Consider the following 16,702-nt stretch of genomic DNA (forward strand, 5'->3'; position numbering starts at 1 on the left):
ACTGAGTACGCTAAATGTGAACTGTGATTGTAACCAAAACAGGGCTAAAATGACATTGCCCTAAAGTCGAAATAAAGTCGAAAGCTGGCCTGATTCAAGTAAGATAAGCATATGAGCAAAAAATAAAAGCAGCGTATCTCGCTGCTTTTATTGGATATGATGTTGAGGTAACAAAGGGCTAATCTCTTTTGCCCACTTTCTCTAACCCCCAAACCAGTGCAATCGCCGCTAACATACACACAATGGCTAACATCAGTTGTGAAGGCTGACCCGTTACTTGCTCAAAATTAAGCGGGGAAATATTTTGCTCCAGCAAAGGTACTTGTTCGCCGTGGGAGTTGGTCCGCCAAGTTAAGATTTCTTTCCATGGCCAAATTTTACCTAAGGTACCTAACATTAATCCGGTTAGAAACACGATAGTGGCATCATGGTATTTACGCAGCAGCGCCGACAATAAATGGCTGAACGTCAGTAATCCCATCACGGCACCAGCAGCAAAACAGGCCAAAATATCCAGCTGAATATTTTTAGCAGCAGCGAGGACCACAGGATATAAGCCTAACAATAATAAGATGAAACTGCCTGAAATTCCCGGCAATACCATAGCGCAAATCGCAATCGCGCCGCCGAAAAAGATATTCATGTAACTGGCTTCTACCGCGACCGGATTCAGCACAGTAATCGCCCATGCAGCCAGCACACCAAGCGCAAATAACCCTAAACGTGCTACAGTGAAACCACTCACTTGCTTAAGCATATGCACGACAGAGATAAGAATAAGCCCAAAAAAGAACGACCAGATCGGGATGGGATGTACCGCCAACAACCAAGAAATCAGCTTCGCAAAGGTAAAAATACTGGTCAGGATCCCCGCCAGCAGACTCACTAAAAAGCCACCATTAATATGGGCAAATGCCCCTTTTATGCCCTGCGACTTGATTACGCCCCAAAGGGAAGGATTAATGCGTTTTACACTATCGAGCAAAGTATCGAGAATACCGGTAATAAACGCTATGGTGCCGCCCGAAACGCCAGGCACAACATCAGCAGCGCCCATGGCCATTCCCTTAAAATACGTCAGCAAATATTTCACTGTGAGTCCTTGTAGTTAAATCAACATACCATTGCCGCTACACGACAAATTGGCCGCAATTATACGGTGTTACACTTAAAACCGCGAAATGAAGTTTACTTAATTAAGCCGACTGGTATTTGTTGTTATCCTAATGTTACACTCATCCGACCAGAGCAACCCAAGCTCAACTTGGAACAGGCTCAAAATAACAACACCCCTTTGCACCATTATTAAGGATGACCATGAGCCAGACAGACTCTTCTAGCACTGCAGAACAAAAACCTAATAAAGTGCTCGCGCTCTACCACAAAACTCGCCGTTATCCCTTCGGCCAAAAACTGTTTTCAATCATGGTTTCACGCATGGCGCCCTATTTCGGCACCATCAAACCACTGATCACTGAATTACGCCTTAATCACTGCGCCTGTTTAATTAAAAAACGCCATGCCGTTCATAATCATATAAAAACTGTGCATGTGATTGCGATTTGTAATGGTCTAGAAATGGCCATGGGCGTGATGGCCGAAGCCTCTATTCCAAAACATTTACGTTGGATACCTAAGGGCATGAGTTTGGATTATACGGCTAAAGCAGGCAGCGATATTTTATGTGTCGCCGAAGTGACACCAGAGCAATGGACTCCTGGCGATATGCTGGTCCCCGTTACCGCCTACGACACCCAAGGAGTGGTTGTGGTGAAAGGACATATCAAATTGTGGATTTCAGAAAAACCGCAAAAATAAACGCTTTGAATCAAGACTTACACTTAATGTCAGCATTTAAAAAGGGAGCTTTGCTCCCTTTACTTTTTAACCTCCCGCCGTATTTCGCAAAAACATTCGGTGAACTGAATTGCGCGGCGCCTTGCTCGCTCACGTTTAAGTACGAACTGTTAAATGTGAGCTTTTAAATATGAGCTCTTAAAATCGCAGCCCTATCGCAATATAGCAGCACAGTTATGCAAAATATTAAGCAAAATGGCTTGCAGTAAAACGCTCAATTAAACGGATAAAGTCTGCTTCAGCAAGCTTGGCACACTTTAAGGTTTGTTCATGGGATAACTGCACGTCCCCCAATCCTTCTGCCATATTGGTAATAGCGCACACAGCCAACACGGGCAAACCACAATGCGCCGCCGAAATCACCTCTGGCACCACGGACATTCCCACTACATCGCCACCGATGATTTGCATCATGCGGATTTCAGCCGCGGTTTCAAAACACGGGCCAGAGTAAGACACAAAGACCCCTTGATTCACTTCAATGCCTGCAGCTTTTGCGACACTTAAGGCTTCTGATCTCAGGTCTTTATCATAAGCATTGGCTAGGCTAAAAAAGCGTGGACCGTAGTTATCATCATTTGCGCCCGTCATGGGCGTACCCGGCATAGTATTAATGTGATCGCTGAAAATCACTAATGATCCCACGCCGATCCGCTCTGGCCGTAATGACCCCGCAGCGTTAGTCACGAGTAACAATTCACACCCTAAACGTTTGAAAGTACGCACAGGCGTCGTCATCACCTTCATGCTTTGGTGCTCGTAAAAATGCCCGCGGCCTTTCATGCACACTATATCGATGCCATGTAAGCTGCCGAGCACAAGCTCTCCAGAGTGGCCGACGACGGTACTCACAGGAAAGCCGTCTAACTCTTCATAGGGGATCACTACTTTGTTATCTAAATTATCGGCAAACGCGCCAAGCCCTGAGCCCAAAATCATAGCAGCACGGGGAGAGAAATTCGGTTTACGGGCTCGAATCGTCGCAAGGGCATTAATAACAGGATCATGGCTCATACAAGGTACCTCATAGCAAAAGAATGAAAGAGTAAGCGACCCTCAGTATAAGCGGGCTTAGGATTGCAAATAATCGCGATTAACCGCACTATTGTGCTGATAAAAAGGACAATAGCTGAAAATAGTGAGCCTAAAATGAGCACGATAAACGCATCAGAACTCGTCACCTTGAAGATGCTGCGGTATTTTCATCGAGTGGCTGAAGTGAAAAACTTTACCGCTGCCGCCGAACAACTGCATTTATCGAAATCTCCGCTGAGCGCACAAATCAAAGAGTTAGAATCGCTCCTTGGCGTTGAGCTATTCACCCGCAGCACTCGTCAGGTCGAGCTCACTCCCTATGGCCAATTGTTAAGAGAGAAGTGCGAGCAAATATTCGAACTGGTGAATACCTCATTGGAACAAGTGGCTCAGCTTGGGCGACTCGATAGAAACCATATTCGGATTGGCATCATGAGCTCGCTGTTTTGGATGGGATTTGGTGACATACTGAAAAGCTTTCGTAAGCAATGCCCTGATAATGAGCTGATATTTCAAGAGTTATCACCTGAAACTCAAAAAGTCGCCTTAGCACATCAAGAAATCGATTTTGGCCTAGTGCGCTACGCCGACACCTTAAATTTGCCGCACCTTCTCGCCGAAACCATCACCAGCGAACCTATGGTGTTAGCACTGGCAAGTAAGCATCCCTTAGCCAGACGTAAAAGCATCGACTTGAGTGAACTCAAAGATGAGCCTTTTACCTTACTCAGCCGTGCCAATTCTGCCTCTAGCGATTTAATTATCGCCAGCTGTCAGGCCGCAGAATTTATGCCGCAATTAGTACAGGAAATGGTCGAGCCCAATAGCTTGATGGCTATCATCGCTGGCGATAACAGGGTATCCATAGTGCCGCAAAGTTATGCTTCACAACCTTGGCCTAGGGTAAAGTTTATTAAGTTAAAACAAACCATCCCCGCCGATATCTGCCTGATTTATCGGCCAGAAATGGCTTCGCTGCCAATTCTCGATAGCCTGAGGGACTTATTGAAGCAACAAATCAAAACCATTTAGATTGTCTCCCAAACGAGTGCTATGCTGAGTTCAATACTCAGGGTTCATATTTTAAGGATATCAAGATGGATGAATTTTTAGCGGCAGCCATTGAAGAAGCTAAGCAAGGACTCGCCGAGGGCGGCATCCCCATTGGTTCGGTATTAGTGATCGATGGCAAAATCGTCGGGCGCGGCCACAATAAACGGGTACAAAAAGGCAGTTCAGTACTGCATGCCGAAATGGATTGTCTCGAAAATGCCGGCCGATTTAGCGCCGCCGAGTACCAAAGGGCGACCTTGTATTCCACCCTATCGCCCTGCGATATGTGCAGCGGCGCAGTATTACTTTATGGCATACCAAAAGTCATCGTCGGTGAAAACGCTACCTTCCAAGGGCCTGAAGCCTATGTAAAATCCCGCGGTGTGGATGTCACTGTGGTCGATAATGCCGAGTGCAAACAATTGATGCAGGACTTTATCGCCAGTAATCCAACACTCTGGAACGAAGATATCGGCGAGTAATGGTTCGACAGTCTTCTCAATCCGTTTCTGCATTTTTGTATTTCACTTTTTACGTTGGCGCTAGTTCACTTTCTACCTTTCCTGTATTTTACTTTTTGTGTTGACTGTATTTCATTGGAGGCTAGCGCCTGCTAGGCTAGCCCTCCCAAATTCCAGTGAAAAGTGGAACATGTCTACTAGCGAAAGGAACTCAGCTAACGTGCCAGCCAACTTACCTAAAGACCCTTGGTCAAGATCAGACTCCACGCAGCCTGTTGTAATGACGATACCCGCACAGCGTAATGCCAACCTCGATGCTATTCGCGGCTTAGCCGTGTTGGGGATATTTTTTATGAATATCTATTTTATGGGCATTACTTTTTTTGGCTATGCGCCCCATGAAACACAGCCGCTGTCGGATCACATTATCAAAGTGTTCAGTAACTTTTTCATCGAGGCACGCTTTATCAGTCTGTTTTCCATCTTGTTTGGTGTCGGGCTTTTTATTCAATATCAGCGATTTAGCGCCAAAGGCCTAGAAGCTTATTCCCTACTGCGAACACGTTTAAAATGGTTAATTGTATTTGGCCTACTCCACGGCATTTTTATTTGGTCAGGTGATATTTTATTCACCTATGGCATCAGCGGATTTTTAGCTTTGTGTTACAAAGATTTAAGTGTTGAAGCCCTTAAGCGCAAAGCGAATATTTTTATTTTAAGCGCCTTAGTTATCATCACGCTGGTTAGCCTTACTGGAAGCGATGAACCTTTCACTCGAGAATCGAGTCTATTTGCAGAGCAATACAGTGCATGGACCTCTGGCTATGCCGACCAACTATTACTGCAATTGATGCAAGTTGGCTATATGGCACTGGTGATCCCTTTTACCATAATGTGGTTTACGGCTGGCTTGATGTTGCTCGGCATGGCCTTGTATCAACAGGGGACTTTTGAGCGGGGTTTTAGCAAATCGGTACTGGTAAAGTTAGTGCTAGCAAGCGTAACGCTATCACTGCTTGATACCATCTTAGGTTTAACGAAAAATACTATTCTCGTTGCGTTTTCAGATGTATTAATCATGCTAAGTGCTATTCCTATGGCGCTGATTTACATCCATATTATAGTTAAGGTTTGCCATAATAATCCTAATATACTGACTCCGCTGCAAAATGTAGGCAAACTCGCGTTTAGTCTCTATATTCTGCAATCCATCATTGGCGTGTTAGTGTTTAGACACTTAGCTCCCGAATTGCTATTGAGCTTAGATAGATGGGGATACATGGCCATGGCGCTGGTTTATTCAGTAGTGCAACTACTGTTAGCCAGCCTGTACTTACGCTATTTCAAGCAAGGGCCGCTAGAGAAACTGTGGCGCCACCTCGTGTTTAAAAAATACACGGCATCACAAGAACACAAGCAAGCTTAAAAACACTGACACGAGATTGATACCAGATAATGACAAACAAAAAACCTGCCAAAACGGGCAACAGCGCTTCACCTCAAACCAATCGCTCGAAAAAGAGTCGAGCACAAAGCGGTCACGCTCAGAACAGTCGCACACAGAACAATCGCGCCCAAAGTAACCGTACTCAAAAGTCCAATGCAGCCACTTCAGGCTCAAGCCTTATGCCGCTGTTATTAGTGCTGATTTTTCTTGCTGGCTTAATCGGCGCAGCGCAGCAACATATGCTGCCAGTCGGGATTGCGGGCATGTACCTCACACTAAGCCTGCTCACCTTTATCGCCTATGCCATCGATAAATCCGCCGCTAAACGTAACAAATGGCGCACTAAAGAAAGCACATTACATCTGCTCGCCCTCATGGGCGGTTGGCCCGGCGCTCTATTTGCCCAAAACCTGTTAAGACACAAGTCCGTTAAAGCCTCATTTAGAAACGTCTTTTGGCTCACCGTTGTCGCCAACTTAGCCGTGCTGGGTTATGGCATAAAAACCGGCGCCGTAAATATGTTTATCTAATGCTCTTATTTAAGGGCTTTTATGTAAGAGCTTTTATACAAAGGCTTTTATATAAGGCGCCTTATCTAAGAATCGCCATCTGAGTGTGGCAGTCTAAGCAGCATGAGTCGCGGCATCGATCAACTGCTCAACCACAGACAACGCCAACAGTGCTGACTGAGTGTCACCTTTTAATTGTGCCGACACTGTCGCCCCCTCTTTGAGTAAACCTATTGCCGCAATGAGAAATTGGGTCTTGGCTTCTGGCAAACCCAATGCCGATACTTGCTGTTCAATTAAACTCGCCACTCGCTGTTTATGCAGGGCGCAGAGTTGGTGCACAGGATGACTCGGCTCAGTAAATTCGGCGCTGACATTGATAAAAAAACAGCCGCGAAACTCACACAGTTGCGGCACTCTTTGATTAAACCAATCATCGAGCGCGATAAAAAACCCACCAATGCCCTCCCGTCCCGCTGGCAATGCGTTCACTCGCTCGCTAAGCCATTGATAAAATACCTCATCACGATAGCGAACCACGGCTTCAACTAACTCATCTTTACTGGCAAAGTGGTGGTACAGAGTTTTTTTGGCGATCGCCGATTCCTGCAAAATCTGATTAATCCCCACCCCATGCACACTTTGAAAATAAAACAGTTTAAATGCGGTAATGACCAATTGCTGCCGTTTATCCGATGGCGTACCTGTCTGAATCTCAGTGCCCTGCATCAACTCATTCCTCTTCTTTGGTAAACATTCGTTAGCAAATTTTAGCTAACAAATATGAGTCCTATCTTCTCACGAGTAGACAAGTCAGTCTACTCGTGAGAATATCCACAGAGGTAGACAGATCTGTCTTCCTCGGTAACTAAATTAAGTTAATAGTGAAATCAAGAGTGAACACGGAACACCACAGCATGTTAGCGGCGATGGTTTGCTGAACATTCACGTCCACAATTCATGATCAAAATAAGGGCTTAACACAAGCCATTAATGGGAGAAAAGATGCAAAGAATCATTCCACAGAATCTAAAGATGGCCTTGCTCGCAGGGTGTGGAGCCACTTTGTGTATCAGTAGTTTAGCGACGCTTGAACAGCTAACACCGCAAACCATTTGGTTGATGGCCCCCTTTGGTGCCACTATGGTGTTGTTGTTTGCCTTGCCAGAAAGTCCACTCGCTCAACCGAGAAACATTCTCTGCGGCCACTTACTCACGAGTTTGGTTGGACTGATAATTCTAAATACTTTAGGAGTCTCCCCGCTAGCCTTAGGGCTTGCGGTCGGATTAGGCATAGCGGTTATGATGCTAACCCATACTGTGCATCCACCAGCGGGAGCGAATCCTCTGGTCGTTATGCTCACGGCGCAGCACTGGGATTTTCTGTATATGCCCGTCGCCAGTGGTGTTGCGCTCATTCTGGCTTTTGGTTGGCTATATCACAACTTACTTTGCCGCCGGCAATACCCACAAAAGTGGTTTTAATCATTCATCACCAATAAAAAAGGGCAATTTAAAATTGCCCTACACTTTCTCTAAAATGCAAAATTGGCTGTCACTTTGCCTTTAGAACCAGCTCAACGCGATACTGATAATCACGCCAGTGATCATCAATTGCATTAAACAAAAGCCCATAATATCCCGCGCTTTTAAGCCTGCAATCGCCAGCACAGGCAGTGCCCAGAAAGGTTGAATCAAGTTAGTCCACGCATCTCCCCAAGCAACGGCCATTGCGACCCGAGCGACATCAGCACCTAAAGCCTGTGCGGCGGGTAACATAATCGGCGCCTGCACGGCCCATTGGCCACCTCCCGATGGTACAAAAATATTCACAATTCCTGCACTGATAAAGCTCCAAAATGGCAGGCTCTCGGCGCTAGCGATGGCCACAAAACCTTCCGAAATACTTTGGGCTAAACCCGATTGCACCATCACTGCCATAATGCCCGCATAAAAGGGAAATTGGATAACAATCCCTGCGCCGCCCTTAATGGCCTCATTCAAGCTGGTTAATAAACTGCGTGGTGTTTGATGTAACAGTATGGCGAGGAACAGAAATAAGAAATTCACTAAATTGAGATTTAAGCTGCCGCCCTGCACCCAAAAGTAATAACCTAAATATACAAGCCCAGCGCCACCGACGCTCCAGCCGAGTAAACGACTATTTTCTAACTTATCCGCAGGACGGCTTTCAGGCTGACGCTCGCTCACATTTGCAGAGTTAAGCTCTAACGCCGAAGCATCAAGTTCAGCGCCTTTGTCATCAAGGGCGCTTAGGTCGACATAAACACTGTCTTTTTCTTCTGGCAACATAAAGCGATTTACTAAGGGCATGACCACAAACAGAATTGCCACTAACAATAAATTATAACTCGCGAAAATGGTGTCACTGGTGGGGATGATACCGATTTGCGATTCAGAGAAATGCCCCACCGTCGCTATGGTTAATGGGATCGAACCCGCAAGCCCACCATGCCAAACCACAAAGCCGGAATAGGCGCTGGCGACCAGCAGCCGATAATCCACTTTTACTTTGCGAGCTAAGGCTTTGGCAAATAACGCGCCCACCACTAGCCCAAAACCCCAGTTAATCCAACTGGCGACCAGTGACACCAAAGTCACTAAAATAATGGCTTGTGGTGCCGACTTAGCCAATCCAGCAATGGCATCGAGCAGCTTTTTAATCGGCGGCGAGCTTGCCAACATAAATCCTGCCACCAGCACTAACAGCATCTGCATCGAAAAACTTAACAGCGTCCAAAAGCCATCACCCCAATAATTGATGACTTCCAGCGGGGTTTTATGTTCGGCAACCACAGCAGCAATTAATACGACTAAGGTAAGTAAAAGCACGAAAATATAAGGATCGGGTAGATATCGGTCGACGAGTTTGACCAGAGGTTTTGCCGCTTTGTTTAACATAGACTTTCCTTGTTTATTATCTGAATTTTAGTTCTTATTTGTTTTTATTGAATTTTTATTGAATTTTTATTGAGTCTTAAGCCCACAGATTAAGCGATCTCTAAAGCAGGATAAAGTCTTGAGGGAGTTTTTAACGGTTTGAACTGGTAGCACCAGATATCCAGCTCAACGCACACGCGAGTGCCGATAGCATCTGATACTAAAAAACTGATAATATGGCAAAAATTAACTAAGGTGCTCTTTATATGAAAATGTTACTTGCCGTTGTGGTGATTGCTGGGGTGATTTTTTACTTCTTTACCTCGATGAACGGCCAAAAAGCCACCCAAGAAAATATCCGTTTAGGCAATGAGTTTTTAACACAAAACAAAACCAAAGAAGGTGTGATCACCACAGCTTCAGGTTTGCAATATCAAGTATTAACTCAGGGCGATGGCACCGTTCATCCTAAAGCCAGCGATACAGTGACAGTGCATTACCATGGCACTTTGATTGACGGTACTGTGTTTGACAGTTCGGTTGATCGCGGCGAACCCATCGCATTTCCGCTTAATCGGGTGATTAAAGGTTGGACCGAGGGCGTACAGCTTATGGTTGTTGGCGATAAAATGCGGTTTTTTATTCCCAGTGAACTCGCCTACGGTAACCGTAGCACGGGCAAGATTGGTGGTGGTTCTGTGTTAATATTTGATGTGGAACTGCTTAAGATTGATTAAATCAGTCTTCAATGAGTCTGTCTTAACGCATTCGGCTGTATTCATAAAAAAACCTAACGCTTAATAAAGAAAAAAGCCCTGAATCTTCGCAGGGCTTTATTTTTTAACCAATAATATCAAAATTTTGGATGATTACTGGCAGGTTGCCGCGCCAATATCAACCCATACCGCCGCAACGCCCGGTACATCACCTTTAGTCCAGTAGCTCGCCTTCCATACACGACCGTTATAGCTGGTGGTTTGACCGCCGTTATACACCACACCCGCATCCCAACCGAGATCAACTTGGCTGAGTAGCTGCCATTGGTCTGCGGTGCGAGATGGCGTATTACCCTGCGTCCAATACTTTGCTTTCCATACCAACTGACTATGACTCACAGTATCGCCCGTGTTATACACCACACTGGTTTGCCAAGCAGGATAGTTACCGGCATTAGGATCGGTTGCATCGCACCCACCACCTACCACTTTTGGCGTCACAGTCAGATTCGTCGATGCACTTGCATCTAAGGCACCATCGGAAACCAGCACGCTCAAACCATAGAGGGTCGCTTCGGTAACATTGGGGCCAGTAACGACTAACGTGGCACTATTTTGCCCGGTTGCCGACACGCCTGCGGGCACAGTCCAAGCGTAGGTTAAGGCATCACCGTCTGCATCGGAGGCACTCGCTACTATACTGACAGCTTTACCCGCTTCCACTGTTGCAGTGGCAGCCACACTCACCACAGGTGCTTGGTTCGGTGTATCAGCCTTGTTGGTTACTGTCACTGAATCTGTGGCAGATAACCCTTCAGGATCGGTGACTTTAAGGCTAAAACCATAGGCGACATCGGTTTGGGTTGCTCCCAGTTGAATAGTCGCATTCGCCATATCCGCATTCGCGATGGCAACACTTGGCCCAGAGACTTGAGTCCAGAGATAGCTTAAAGCAGCGTTTTCAGGATCGCGCGAACCGCTACCATTGAGCGTCACATCGGCGGGACCGGTGACATTCACATCCGCGCCAGCATTGGCAATGGGCGCTTTATTCACTGGCGGAGTGGTGCCTTCACCATGACCTAAACCTTCGTGCATGGCATTCAGAATGTCACCATTATCGGCATCAAGTTCCCACGCAAAAAGCCCACCAAGTTGATTAGAAAGCACATATTGCCCCTTGGCTTTAACTGAACGAGCATCATCGAAAGTGATTAAATCGCCAGTAGATGCCTTGAACAAAGATGGCGCCTCGGCTGTTTCGTCGTAACTGTAAGTCCAACCGCTTCCCATGTAGTCATTCACTATCTGACGATAATCCACCACACCAGCTTCCCAAGTACCTTTCACTTTGCCCGTTGCCGTCCCTGTGAAAGGATTATTACCACTGTAGCCATTCACACCTGTCCAGCCGCGGCCATACATAGCGGCACCGACCACAATTTTCCCTGGGGTCACACCTTGGCCTAACAGCGCATTAACGCCATTAGCTGTGGTGTAACGGGTATTGGGATCCCAACTCGCTTCATACAGATTGGTTTGATGGCCGAGTTCAGTATTAGTCCAACCACCATTAAAGTCGTAACTCATCAAGAAGATGTAATCCATGTACTGCTGAGCAGCCTGATAATCGACTTTTTGAATTTTATCGTCACCAGCACTAATAGCAGAGGTCAGCTCATAGGTACGACCCGTTTCGGCGCTTAGTTCATCAAGCATCGCCCGCAGTTCACGCATCAGAGTCACATAGGTTTCACCGTCATTGGCATTACCTAAATTTGGGTTAGCGCCATTCCCCCCTGGAAATTCCCAGTCGATATCCACGCCATCGAAGAATTTCCATGTCTGTAGAAACTCTTTCACCGAAGCGACAAAGATATCGCGCTTGGTTTTATCACCGAAGAAAAAGAAGGGATCCGAGAGGGTCCAACCACCGACCGAAGGTAAAATCTTCAAATCTGGATGTGCTTGCTTAAGTGCCATCAATTGACCAAAGTTACCTTTGTAAGGATCTGAATGCTCACTCACTCCCGCCTGCGGTATTTGAATCGCCGCCCAAGGATCGTGAATCGCAACTTTAAAATCACCACGACCACTACAGGCACGTTGCAACGCTTCGAAACTGCCTTCGATTTCTTTCAAGCTATCATTGATGCCATCACCACCACAAATTGGGGTAAAGCCATATAAAATATGGGTTAAGTTTTGCGCAGGTATCTTATCGACCGGGAATTTACGACCGTATACGCCCCATTCGACAAAGTAACCTCCCACCACTTTGCCTGATTTATTAGCATAGGGACGGTTGTTTTCTTTTAGGGGAGCATTGAGTGGCACTAAATGGCTGCCGTCGGTATCAGCCACGAGGATTTGTTTAGCATCGCTCGCCGTACAGCCATCGCTGTTACACAGTTGTACTTGCATCTGATAACGGCCGCCCTTGTTCACCTTAAAGTTAGCAGTTCCCGACGCGCCAGATGGGCCTTCCCAAACTACATTGCCGTTGAGTAACACTTGGGCTTTATTGCCCACATCGCCACTCCAAAGGTTCCAACTGACGGAGACATCGGCGGCATCTTTCACCGTAACTAATTGATTGTAAGCGGTAGCCGCTTGATTCACTTCAATAATAGCGAACTTAGTTTCGCCCCAACCTAAAGTCGGTTTACCGGGCGCCGCTGCAAAAACGCTGGCACTGATGGTAGATGCCAGCGCTGATGCCACTAGCAAGGCTGATGTTGAAATTTGAGTCTTGAACATGAGATATCCCTATTGAATTTTTATATGAATCAATAAGGCAAACAAAGCGTAGACAGGAAACAGCACTCTCTTAAAACCATGCAAAACGACTGACAACTGCACGAAGAAAAACCTGTGGTATCCCCGCTATCATAGGTACAGACGAACCCTTAGACCGGAGGCTTTGCGTCCCAGTTTTTCAACTGGTTTGCCTTTTACACACAATGACAACGTTGTCATTGCAAATATCAGCATAAGCGTAAGCGCAATAAAATTGCAACAAAATATTATCAACTGTGTTATTGGCTAAAATCGTAAATAGAACTAGTCATCTGATAAGAAAGGAATTATGCAAATTAAACTATCGCTAATATTTACTTTGGGTAATGAGGATCATCTGAATACTTTAAGAATAAAAAAACAGGACTCGATATGCCAAAGGCATCATAAGTCCTGCTTTATATTTCACAATTTACGTCGCTTATGCAGCTAAAACTCAATCACTAAACATTCATGGCGCAAACCATTGTCGAGCAACATGATGATCCTTATGCGCGGGGCATTTATGATCCTTATGCACGGGGTTATTTATGATCCTTATGCACGAGGATAGTCCCTTGCGAGCATCACAGATAAACCGCGGCAAACCAAGGTCTCCATATCATCGACACGATTGATTTTCATCTCAGCTAAGGGCGCGCTTAATGCCATTTGCTTTAAGCTTTCGAGACAGCCTTTGTAGTAAGGAGCGCTATTCATCATACCGCCAGCGAGCCAAATTCGATTGGGATTAAATAAATTAACCGCCCACGCTAATCCCATGCCGAGATAACTGCCAGCGCGATATAAATCATCCTGAGTGGAGATTTTGCGGCTGCGCACTGAATCGCCACTGGCCAGTTGCTCTAAACTAAACTCGCCAGATTCTGTCATCACGCGACAAGGCCCCAACTCCCCCGCCACGCCCGTCGCTCCCGTAAAGACTTGTCCATTAAAGGCAATAGACATACCGATCCCAGTGCCGCACATGACCAATAACTCACAGGCATATTTAGCATCACAAGTCGCTTGCATACCCGCATCGATATCGTTGCAGATAAACTTAAGCTCACCTTGGGTTTTGACTGTATCGAAGCTCAATCCATTGAGTCCAGGTAAAGATTTACAAGAAACCAAACGATTATTTTGTACCAGTCCAGGTACGGCAATCGCTAGTTGGTAATGCTGTAAATCATAATCACGTTCAAACGCCGCGATTTGATTATTTAACTCTTCAATTTTAAAACCTTCACCTGTGGGGATTTTATATTGTTCTGTATGTCCCGCGAGCTGAAGTTCGAACAGGGCTTTAGTACCGCCCACATCTATTGTTAGTATTTGCATCGCTTACTCCACTGATACATGTGCCCCACTCTGACCCCGAGTGGAGATGGCAAATGTTAGCATAGGGTCCAAATGTTAGCGATTGAATAAAACTTAAGTTGCTAATTTGTAAGGAACAAGTCCTAATTAAAACATGACCAACCTTTTATTTAATTCACTTTTCATGCTCAAAATCACATAAATAAATTAACAACAAACCCCATAACCTCAAGCGTCTTACCTGCACAAATTCACGATTGTATACAAAATCCTTTATTCGCTACCCTTGCATCTAGCGCGCTAGACTTGCGATAATCCGAGCCGGTTAAAACTCAAATCAACATATACCCAAGCTACCTGAAGATACGAGTTTCAGAGCGCCTAGGGTGCTTCAATTCAAGGCGTATCAATGACAGAATGTCGGCTACCTTTTGAATTGATGCAACACGGAAGTGAAGTGCCCTAGACGCTCCGTCCCGGCGGTTTTTAACGCACTTTATACTGCGTTGGTTATTTTTAACTTAGCCCACTAGGTCTGCAAATAACCGCCTTGCCTAAAGTGCGTTAAATTACCGCTGAATCCTGCATCTTCAGGTTGTTTGGGTATAAACCATTCATCCTTAGGCGATCTTCGCCTACCGACTCGCATAGCATGCCAGTCTTAATTGGAGCCCTTATGTCACAATCAATCGCTAACCGTCTCGGTGCTATTCGTAACGAATTAACATCTGCTAATCTCGATGCTTTTATTATTCCCCGTGCCGACGAATATCTGGGCGAATATGTGCCGGCACATAACGAACGTTTGTACTGGGCAACCAACTTTACCGGTTCGGCGGGTATGGCTATCGTATTGAAAGATAAAGCCGCAATATTTACCGATGGCCGCTATACGGTTCAAGTTCGTTTGCAAGTCGATGCCACACTTTTCAGTTATGAAAGCCTAACTGATACACCACAAATTGAGTGGTTATGTGACACGTTACCAGCGGGGTCTCGTGTTGGCTTCGATGCGCGCTTACACACCTTAGCTTGGTATGAAAATGCCAAAGCAACCTTAAATAAATCCCAAATCGAATTAGTTGCAGTTGAACAAAACCCCATCGATTTGCATTGGCAGAATCGGCCAGCACCGTCGAACGCTCCTATCACTTTGTTTAACAACGAGAGTGCTGGTAAAACCAGCCTGCAAAAACGCATTGAAATTGGTGCATTAGTAAAAAAAGCCGGTGGTGATGTCGCCTTAATCGCCGCCTTAGATTCTTTCTGCTGGCTACTCAACATTCGCGGCAATGATGTACCGCGCCTGCCCGTTGTACTCGGCAGTGCCCTGCTCCACGCCAATGGCGATATGCAGCTTTTCACCGATTTAAGCAAACTCCCAGAGGGCATTGAGGAGCATGTTGGTGCTGGCGTAAGCTTTAAGGGCGAGGCATCTCTTGCCGATACACTCGCCAGCATGCAGGACGTAAAACTACTGGCCGATCCGAATTCTGCAAACGCTTGGGCACAAAACATTGCCCGTGAGGCAGGAGCAAAATTGATAGCTGGAATCGATCCTGTCGCTTTACCTAAAGCGCAGAAAAACGCCGCAGAACTGGCCGGCATGCGTGCCTGTCATATCCGCGATGGCGTCGCCGTGAGTCGATTCCTTGCATGGCTCGATGCCGAAGTGGCAGCCAATCGTATGCACGATGAAGGCACCCTTGCGGATAAATTGGAAAGCTTTCGCCTAGAAGATGAGCGTTACCGCGAGCCAAGTTTCGACACGATTTCAGCTGCCGGTCCTAATGCCGCTATGTGCCATTACAATCACAACAATGGCACACCAGCCATGATGACAATGGACAGCATCTACTTAGTGGATTCTGGCGCTCAGTATATTGACGGCACGACAGATGTGACCCGTACCATTGCGATTGGCAAAGTGACCGATGAGCATAAAAAAATGGTTACGCTGGTGCTAAAAGGTCATATTGCCCTCGACCAAGCACGCTTCCCAAAAGGCACCTCAGGCCAGCAGCTCGACACTTTCGCCCGCCAATATTTATGGCAACATGGTTTTGATTACGATCACGGTACAGGCCATGGTGTGGGTCACTTTTTAAGTGTGCACGAAGGTCCGCAGCGCATAGGTAAAAATGTCAACGGTATCGCATTGATGCCCGGCATGGTGCTTTCCAACGAGCCGGGTTACTACCGCACCGACGATTTCGGTATTCGCCTAGAAAACCTCGTCGTCGTTCAGCACTGTGAAGCACTTAAAGGGGCTGAGCGTGAAATGTATGAATTCGATGCGTTGACTATGATCCCTATGGATGCGCGCCTTATTGATAAGAGCCTGTTAACGCAAGGGGAAATAGACTGGTTTAATGCTTATCATCAGCAAGTCTTCAATACACTTTCTCCGTTAATGTCGGGTGATGAATTGGCTTGGTTAACTCAAGTGACTAAAGCAATTTAGCACTCCGCTGATAAGTAGCAATTTAAGTCGTTATATTAGTCACTTACGCGCTATAAAATAGAACGCCCAAGGCAATTAGCATTGGGCGTTTTTTTAGCGCTATCTGTGTGTTTTAAAACCCACGTCTTATTTCAAAACCATGATTTCAAAACACGACT

General features: G+C 46.1%; 14 protein-coding genes and 1 riboswitch. Of the genes, 8 read left to right on the plus strand and 6 right to left on the minus strand.

Features of this window, described 5'->3' with window-relative positions:
- Window positions 1–178 precede the first annotated feature (178 nt).
- A complete protein-coding gene (locus KO533_RS10575) occupies window positions 179–1,093 on the minus strand; it encodes a DUF368 domain-containing protein (RefSeq protein WP_028761321.1) in 915 nt (304 codons plus the stop codon).
- A gap of 224 nt (window positions 1,094–1,317) precedes the next feature.
- Between KO533_RS10575 and KO533_RS10580 the strand changes: the two genes are divergently transcribed.
- Window positions 1,318–1,818 (plus strand): hotdog fold domain-containing protein, encoded by a 501-nt coding sequence (locus KO533_RS10580; RefSeq protein WP_198573750.1) that lies wholly within the window; start codon window positions 1,318–1,320, stop codon window positions 1,816–1,818.
- Window positions 1,819–2,043: 225 nt separating this feature from the next.
- Here the strand turns inward: KO533_RS10580 and xapA are convergent, their stop codons facing one another.
- Window positions 2,044–2,871, minus strand: a complete 828-nt coding sequence (gene xapA, locus KO533_RS10585) for a xanthosine phosphorylase (protein WP_028761323.1) — start codon at window positions 2,869–2,871, stop codon at window positions 2,044–2,046.
- Window positions 2,872–3,006: 135 nt separating this feature from the next.
- On the opposite strand from xapA, the gene KO533_RS10590 reads away from it, so the two are divergent.
- The 4 genes from KO533_RS10590 (at window position 3,007) to KO533_RS10605 (ending at window position 6,383) form a co-directional block, all read left to right on the plus strand.
- The gene (locus tag KO533_RS10590; protein WP_219254057.1) at window positions 3,007–3,924 is read left to right on the plus strand and encodes a LysR family transcriptional regulator; all 918 of its coding nucleotides are present in this window, start codon (window positions 3,007–3,009) and stop codon (window positions 3,922–3,924) included.
- A gap of 65 nt (window positions 3,925–3,989) precedes the next feature.
- A complete protein-coding gene (locus KO533_RS10595) occupies window positions 3,990–4,427 on the plus strand; it encodes a nucleoside deaminase (protein ID WP_028761325.1) in 438 nt (145 codons plus the stop codon).
- A gap of 199 nt (window positions 4,428–4,626) precedes the next feature.
- On the plus strand, window positions 4,627–5,832 hold the full coding sequence (locus KO533_RS10600) for a DUF418 domain-containing protein (protein WP_219254155.1): 1,206 nt from the start codon (window positions 4,627–4,629) through the stop codon (window positions 5,830–5,832).
- Window positions 5,833–5,861: 29 nt separating this feature from the next.
- The gene (locus KO533_RS10605; RefSeq protein WP_251073419.1) at window positions 5,862–6,383 is read left to right on the plus strand and encodes a DUF1294 domain-containing protein; all 522 of its coding nucleotides are present in this window, start codon (window positions 5,862–5,864) and stop codon (window positions 6,381–6,383) included.
- 93 nt (window positions 6,384–6,476) lie between these two features.
- Here KO533_RS10605 and KO533_RS10610 read toward each other — a convergent pair whose 3' ends face one another.
- Window positions 6,477–7,091 carry a TetR/AcrR family transcriptional regulator gene (locus KO533_RS10610; protein WP_219254059.1) on the minus strand — a complete coding sequence of 205 codons (615 nt, stop codon included), beginning with the start codon at window positions 7,089–7,091 and terminating at the stop codon, window positions 6,477–6,479.
- 276 nt (window positions 7,092–7,367) lie between these two features.
- Between KO533_RS10610 and KO533_RS10615 the strand changes: the two genes are divergently transcribed.
- Window positions 7,368–7,847, plus strand: a complete 480-nt coding sequence (locus KO533_RS10615; protein WP_028761329.1) for an HPP family protein — start codon at window positions 7,368–7,370, stop codon at window positions 7,845–7,847.
- A gap of 81 nt (window positions 7,848–7,928) precedes the next feature.
- On the opposite strand, the gene KO533_RS10620 is transcribed toward KO533_RS10615, so the two are convergent.
- Window positions 7,929–9,284 (minus strand): TIGR00366 family protein, encoded by a 1,356-nt coding sequence (locus KO533_RS10620; RefSeq protein ID WP_219254061.1) that lies wholly within the window; start codon window positions 9,282–9,284, stop codon window positions 7,929–7,931.
- 245 nt (window positions 9,285–9,529) lie between these two features.
- Between KO533_RS10620 and KO533_RS10625 the strand changes: the two genes are divergently transcribed.
- Complete coding sequence (locus KO533_RS10625) at window positions 9,530–10,000, plus strand: FKBP-type peptidyl-prolyl cis-trans isomerase (RefSeq protein WP_219254064.1); 471 nt, start codon at window positions 9,530–9,532, stop codon at window positions 9,998–10,000.
- Window positions 10,001–10,132: 132 nt separating this feature from the next.
- Here KO533_RS10625 and KO533_RS10630 read toward each other — a convergent pair whose 3' ends face one another.
- Together KO533_RS10630 and KO533_RS10635 are read right to left on the minus strand one after the other, a co-directional pair.
- On the minus strand, window positions 10,133–12,739 hold the full coding sequence (locus KO533_RS10630; protein WP_219254066.1) for a glycosyl hydrolase family 18 protein: 2,607 nt from the start codon (window positions 12,737–12,739) through the stop codon (window positions 10,133–10,135).
- A gap of 113 nt (window positions 12,740–12,852) precedes the next feature.
- A riboswitch (cyclic di-GMP riboswitch) is annotated at window positions 12,853–12,941 on the minus strand.
- A 374-nt stretch (window positions 12,942–13,315) separates the two neighbouring features.
- Complete coding sequence (locus tag KO533_RS10635) at window positions 13,316–14,101, minus strand: ROK family protein (RefSeq protein ID WP_028761333.1); 786 nt, start codon at window positions 14,099–14,101, stop codon at window positions 13,316–13,318.
- Between the two features lie 655 nt (window positions 14,102–14,756).
- On the opposite strand from KO533_RS10635, the gene KO533_RS10640 reads away from it, so the two are divergent.
- Entirely contained in the window at window positions 14,757–16,544 is a 1,788-nt protein-coding gene (locus KO533_RS10640; RefSeq protein WP_219254067.1) for an aminopeptidase P family protein, read from the plus strand.
- The last annotated feature ends 158 nt before the right edge of the window (window positions 16,545–16,702 follow it).

It is taken from the genome of Shewanella sp. NKUCC05_KAH, from assembly GCF_019345585.1.
In the GTDB taxonomy this organism is placed as follows: Bacteria; Pseudomonadota; Gammaproteobacteria; order Enterobacterales; family Shewanellaceae; genus Shewanella; species Shewanella oncorhynchi.

What these genes read in the sequence shown, in the direction of transcription:
- KO533_RS10580 (WP_198573750.1), top strand. Translation starts at nt 1,318, where the DNA reads ATGAGCCAGACAGACTCTTCTAGCACTGCAGAACAAAAACCTAATAAA.
- xapA (WP_028761323.1), bottom strand. Translation starts at nt 2,871, where the DNA reads ATGAGCCATGATCCTGTTATTAATGCCCTTGCGACGATTCGAGCCCGT.
- KO533_RS10590 (WP_219254057.1), top strand. Translation starts at nt 3,007, where the DNA reads ATGAGCACGATAAACGCATCAGAACTCGTCACCTTGAAGATGCTGCGG.
- KO533_RS10595 (WP_028761325.1), top strand. Translation starts at nt 3,990, where the DNA reads ATGGATGAATTTTTAGCGGCAGCCATTGAAGAAGCTAAGCAAGGACTC.
- KO533_RS10605 (WP_251073419.1), top strand. Translation starts at nt 5,862, where the DNA reads ATGACAAACAAAAAACCTGCCAAAACGGGCAACAGCGCTTCACCTCAA.
- KO533_RS10610 (WP_219254059.1), bottom strand. Translation starts at nt 7,091, where the DNA reads ATGCAGGGCACTGAGATTCAGACAGGTACGCCATCGGATAAACGGCAG.
- KO533_RS10615 (WP_028761329.1), top strand. Translation starts at nt 7,368, where the DNA reads ATGCAAAGAATCATTCCACAGAATCTAAAGATGGCCTTGCTCGCAGGG.
- KO533_RS10620 (WP_219254061.1), bottom strand. Translation starts at nt 9,284, where the DNA reads ATGTTAAACAAAGCGGCAAAACCTCTGGTCAAACTCGTCGACCGATAT.
- KO533_RS10625 (WP_219254064.1), top strand. Translation starts at nt 9,530, where the DNA reads ATGAAAATGTTACTTGCCGTTGTGGTGATTGCTGGGGTGATTTTTTAC.
- KO533_RS10630 (WP_219254066.1), bottom strand. Translation starts at nt 12,739, where the DNA reads ATGTTCAAGACTCAAATTTCAACATCAGCCTTGCTAGTGGCATCAGCG.
- KO533_RS10635 (WP_028761333.1), bottom strand. Translation starts at nt 14,101, where the DNA reads ATGCAAATACTAACAATAGATGTGGGCGGTACTAAAGCCCTGTTCGAA.
- KO533_RS10640 (WP_219254067.1), top strand. Translation starts at nt 14,757, where the DNA reads ATGTCACAATCAATCGCTAACCGTCTCGGTGCTATTCGTAACGAATTA.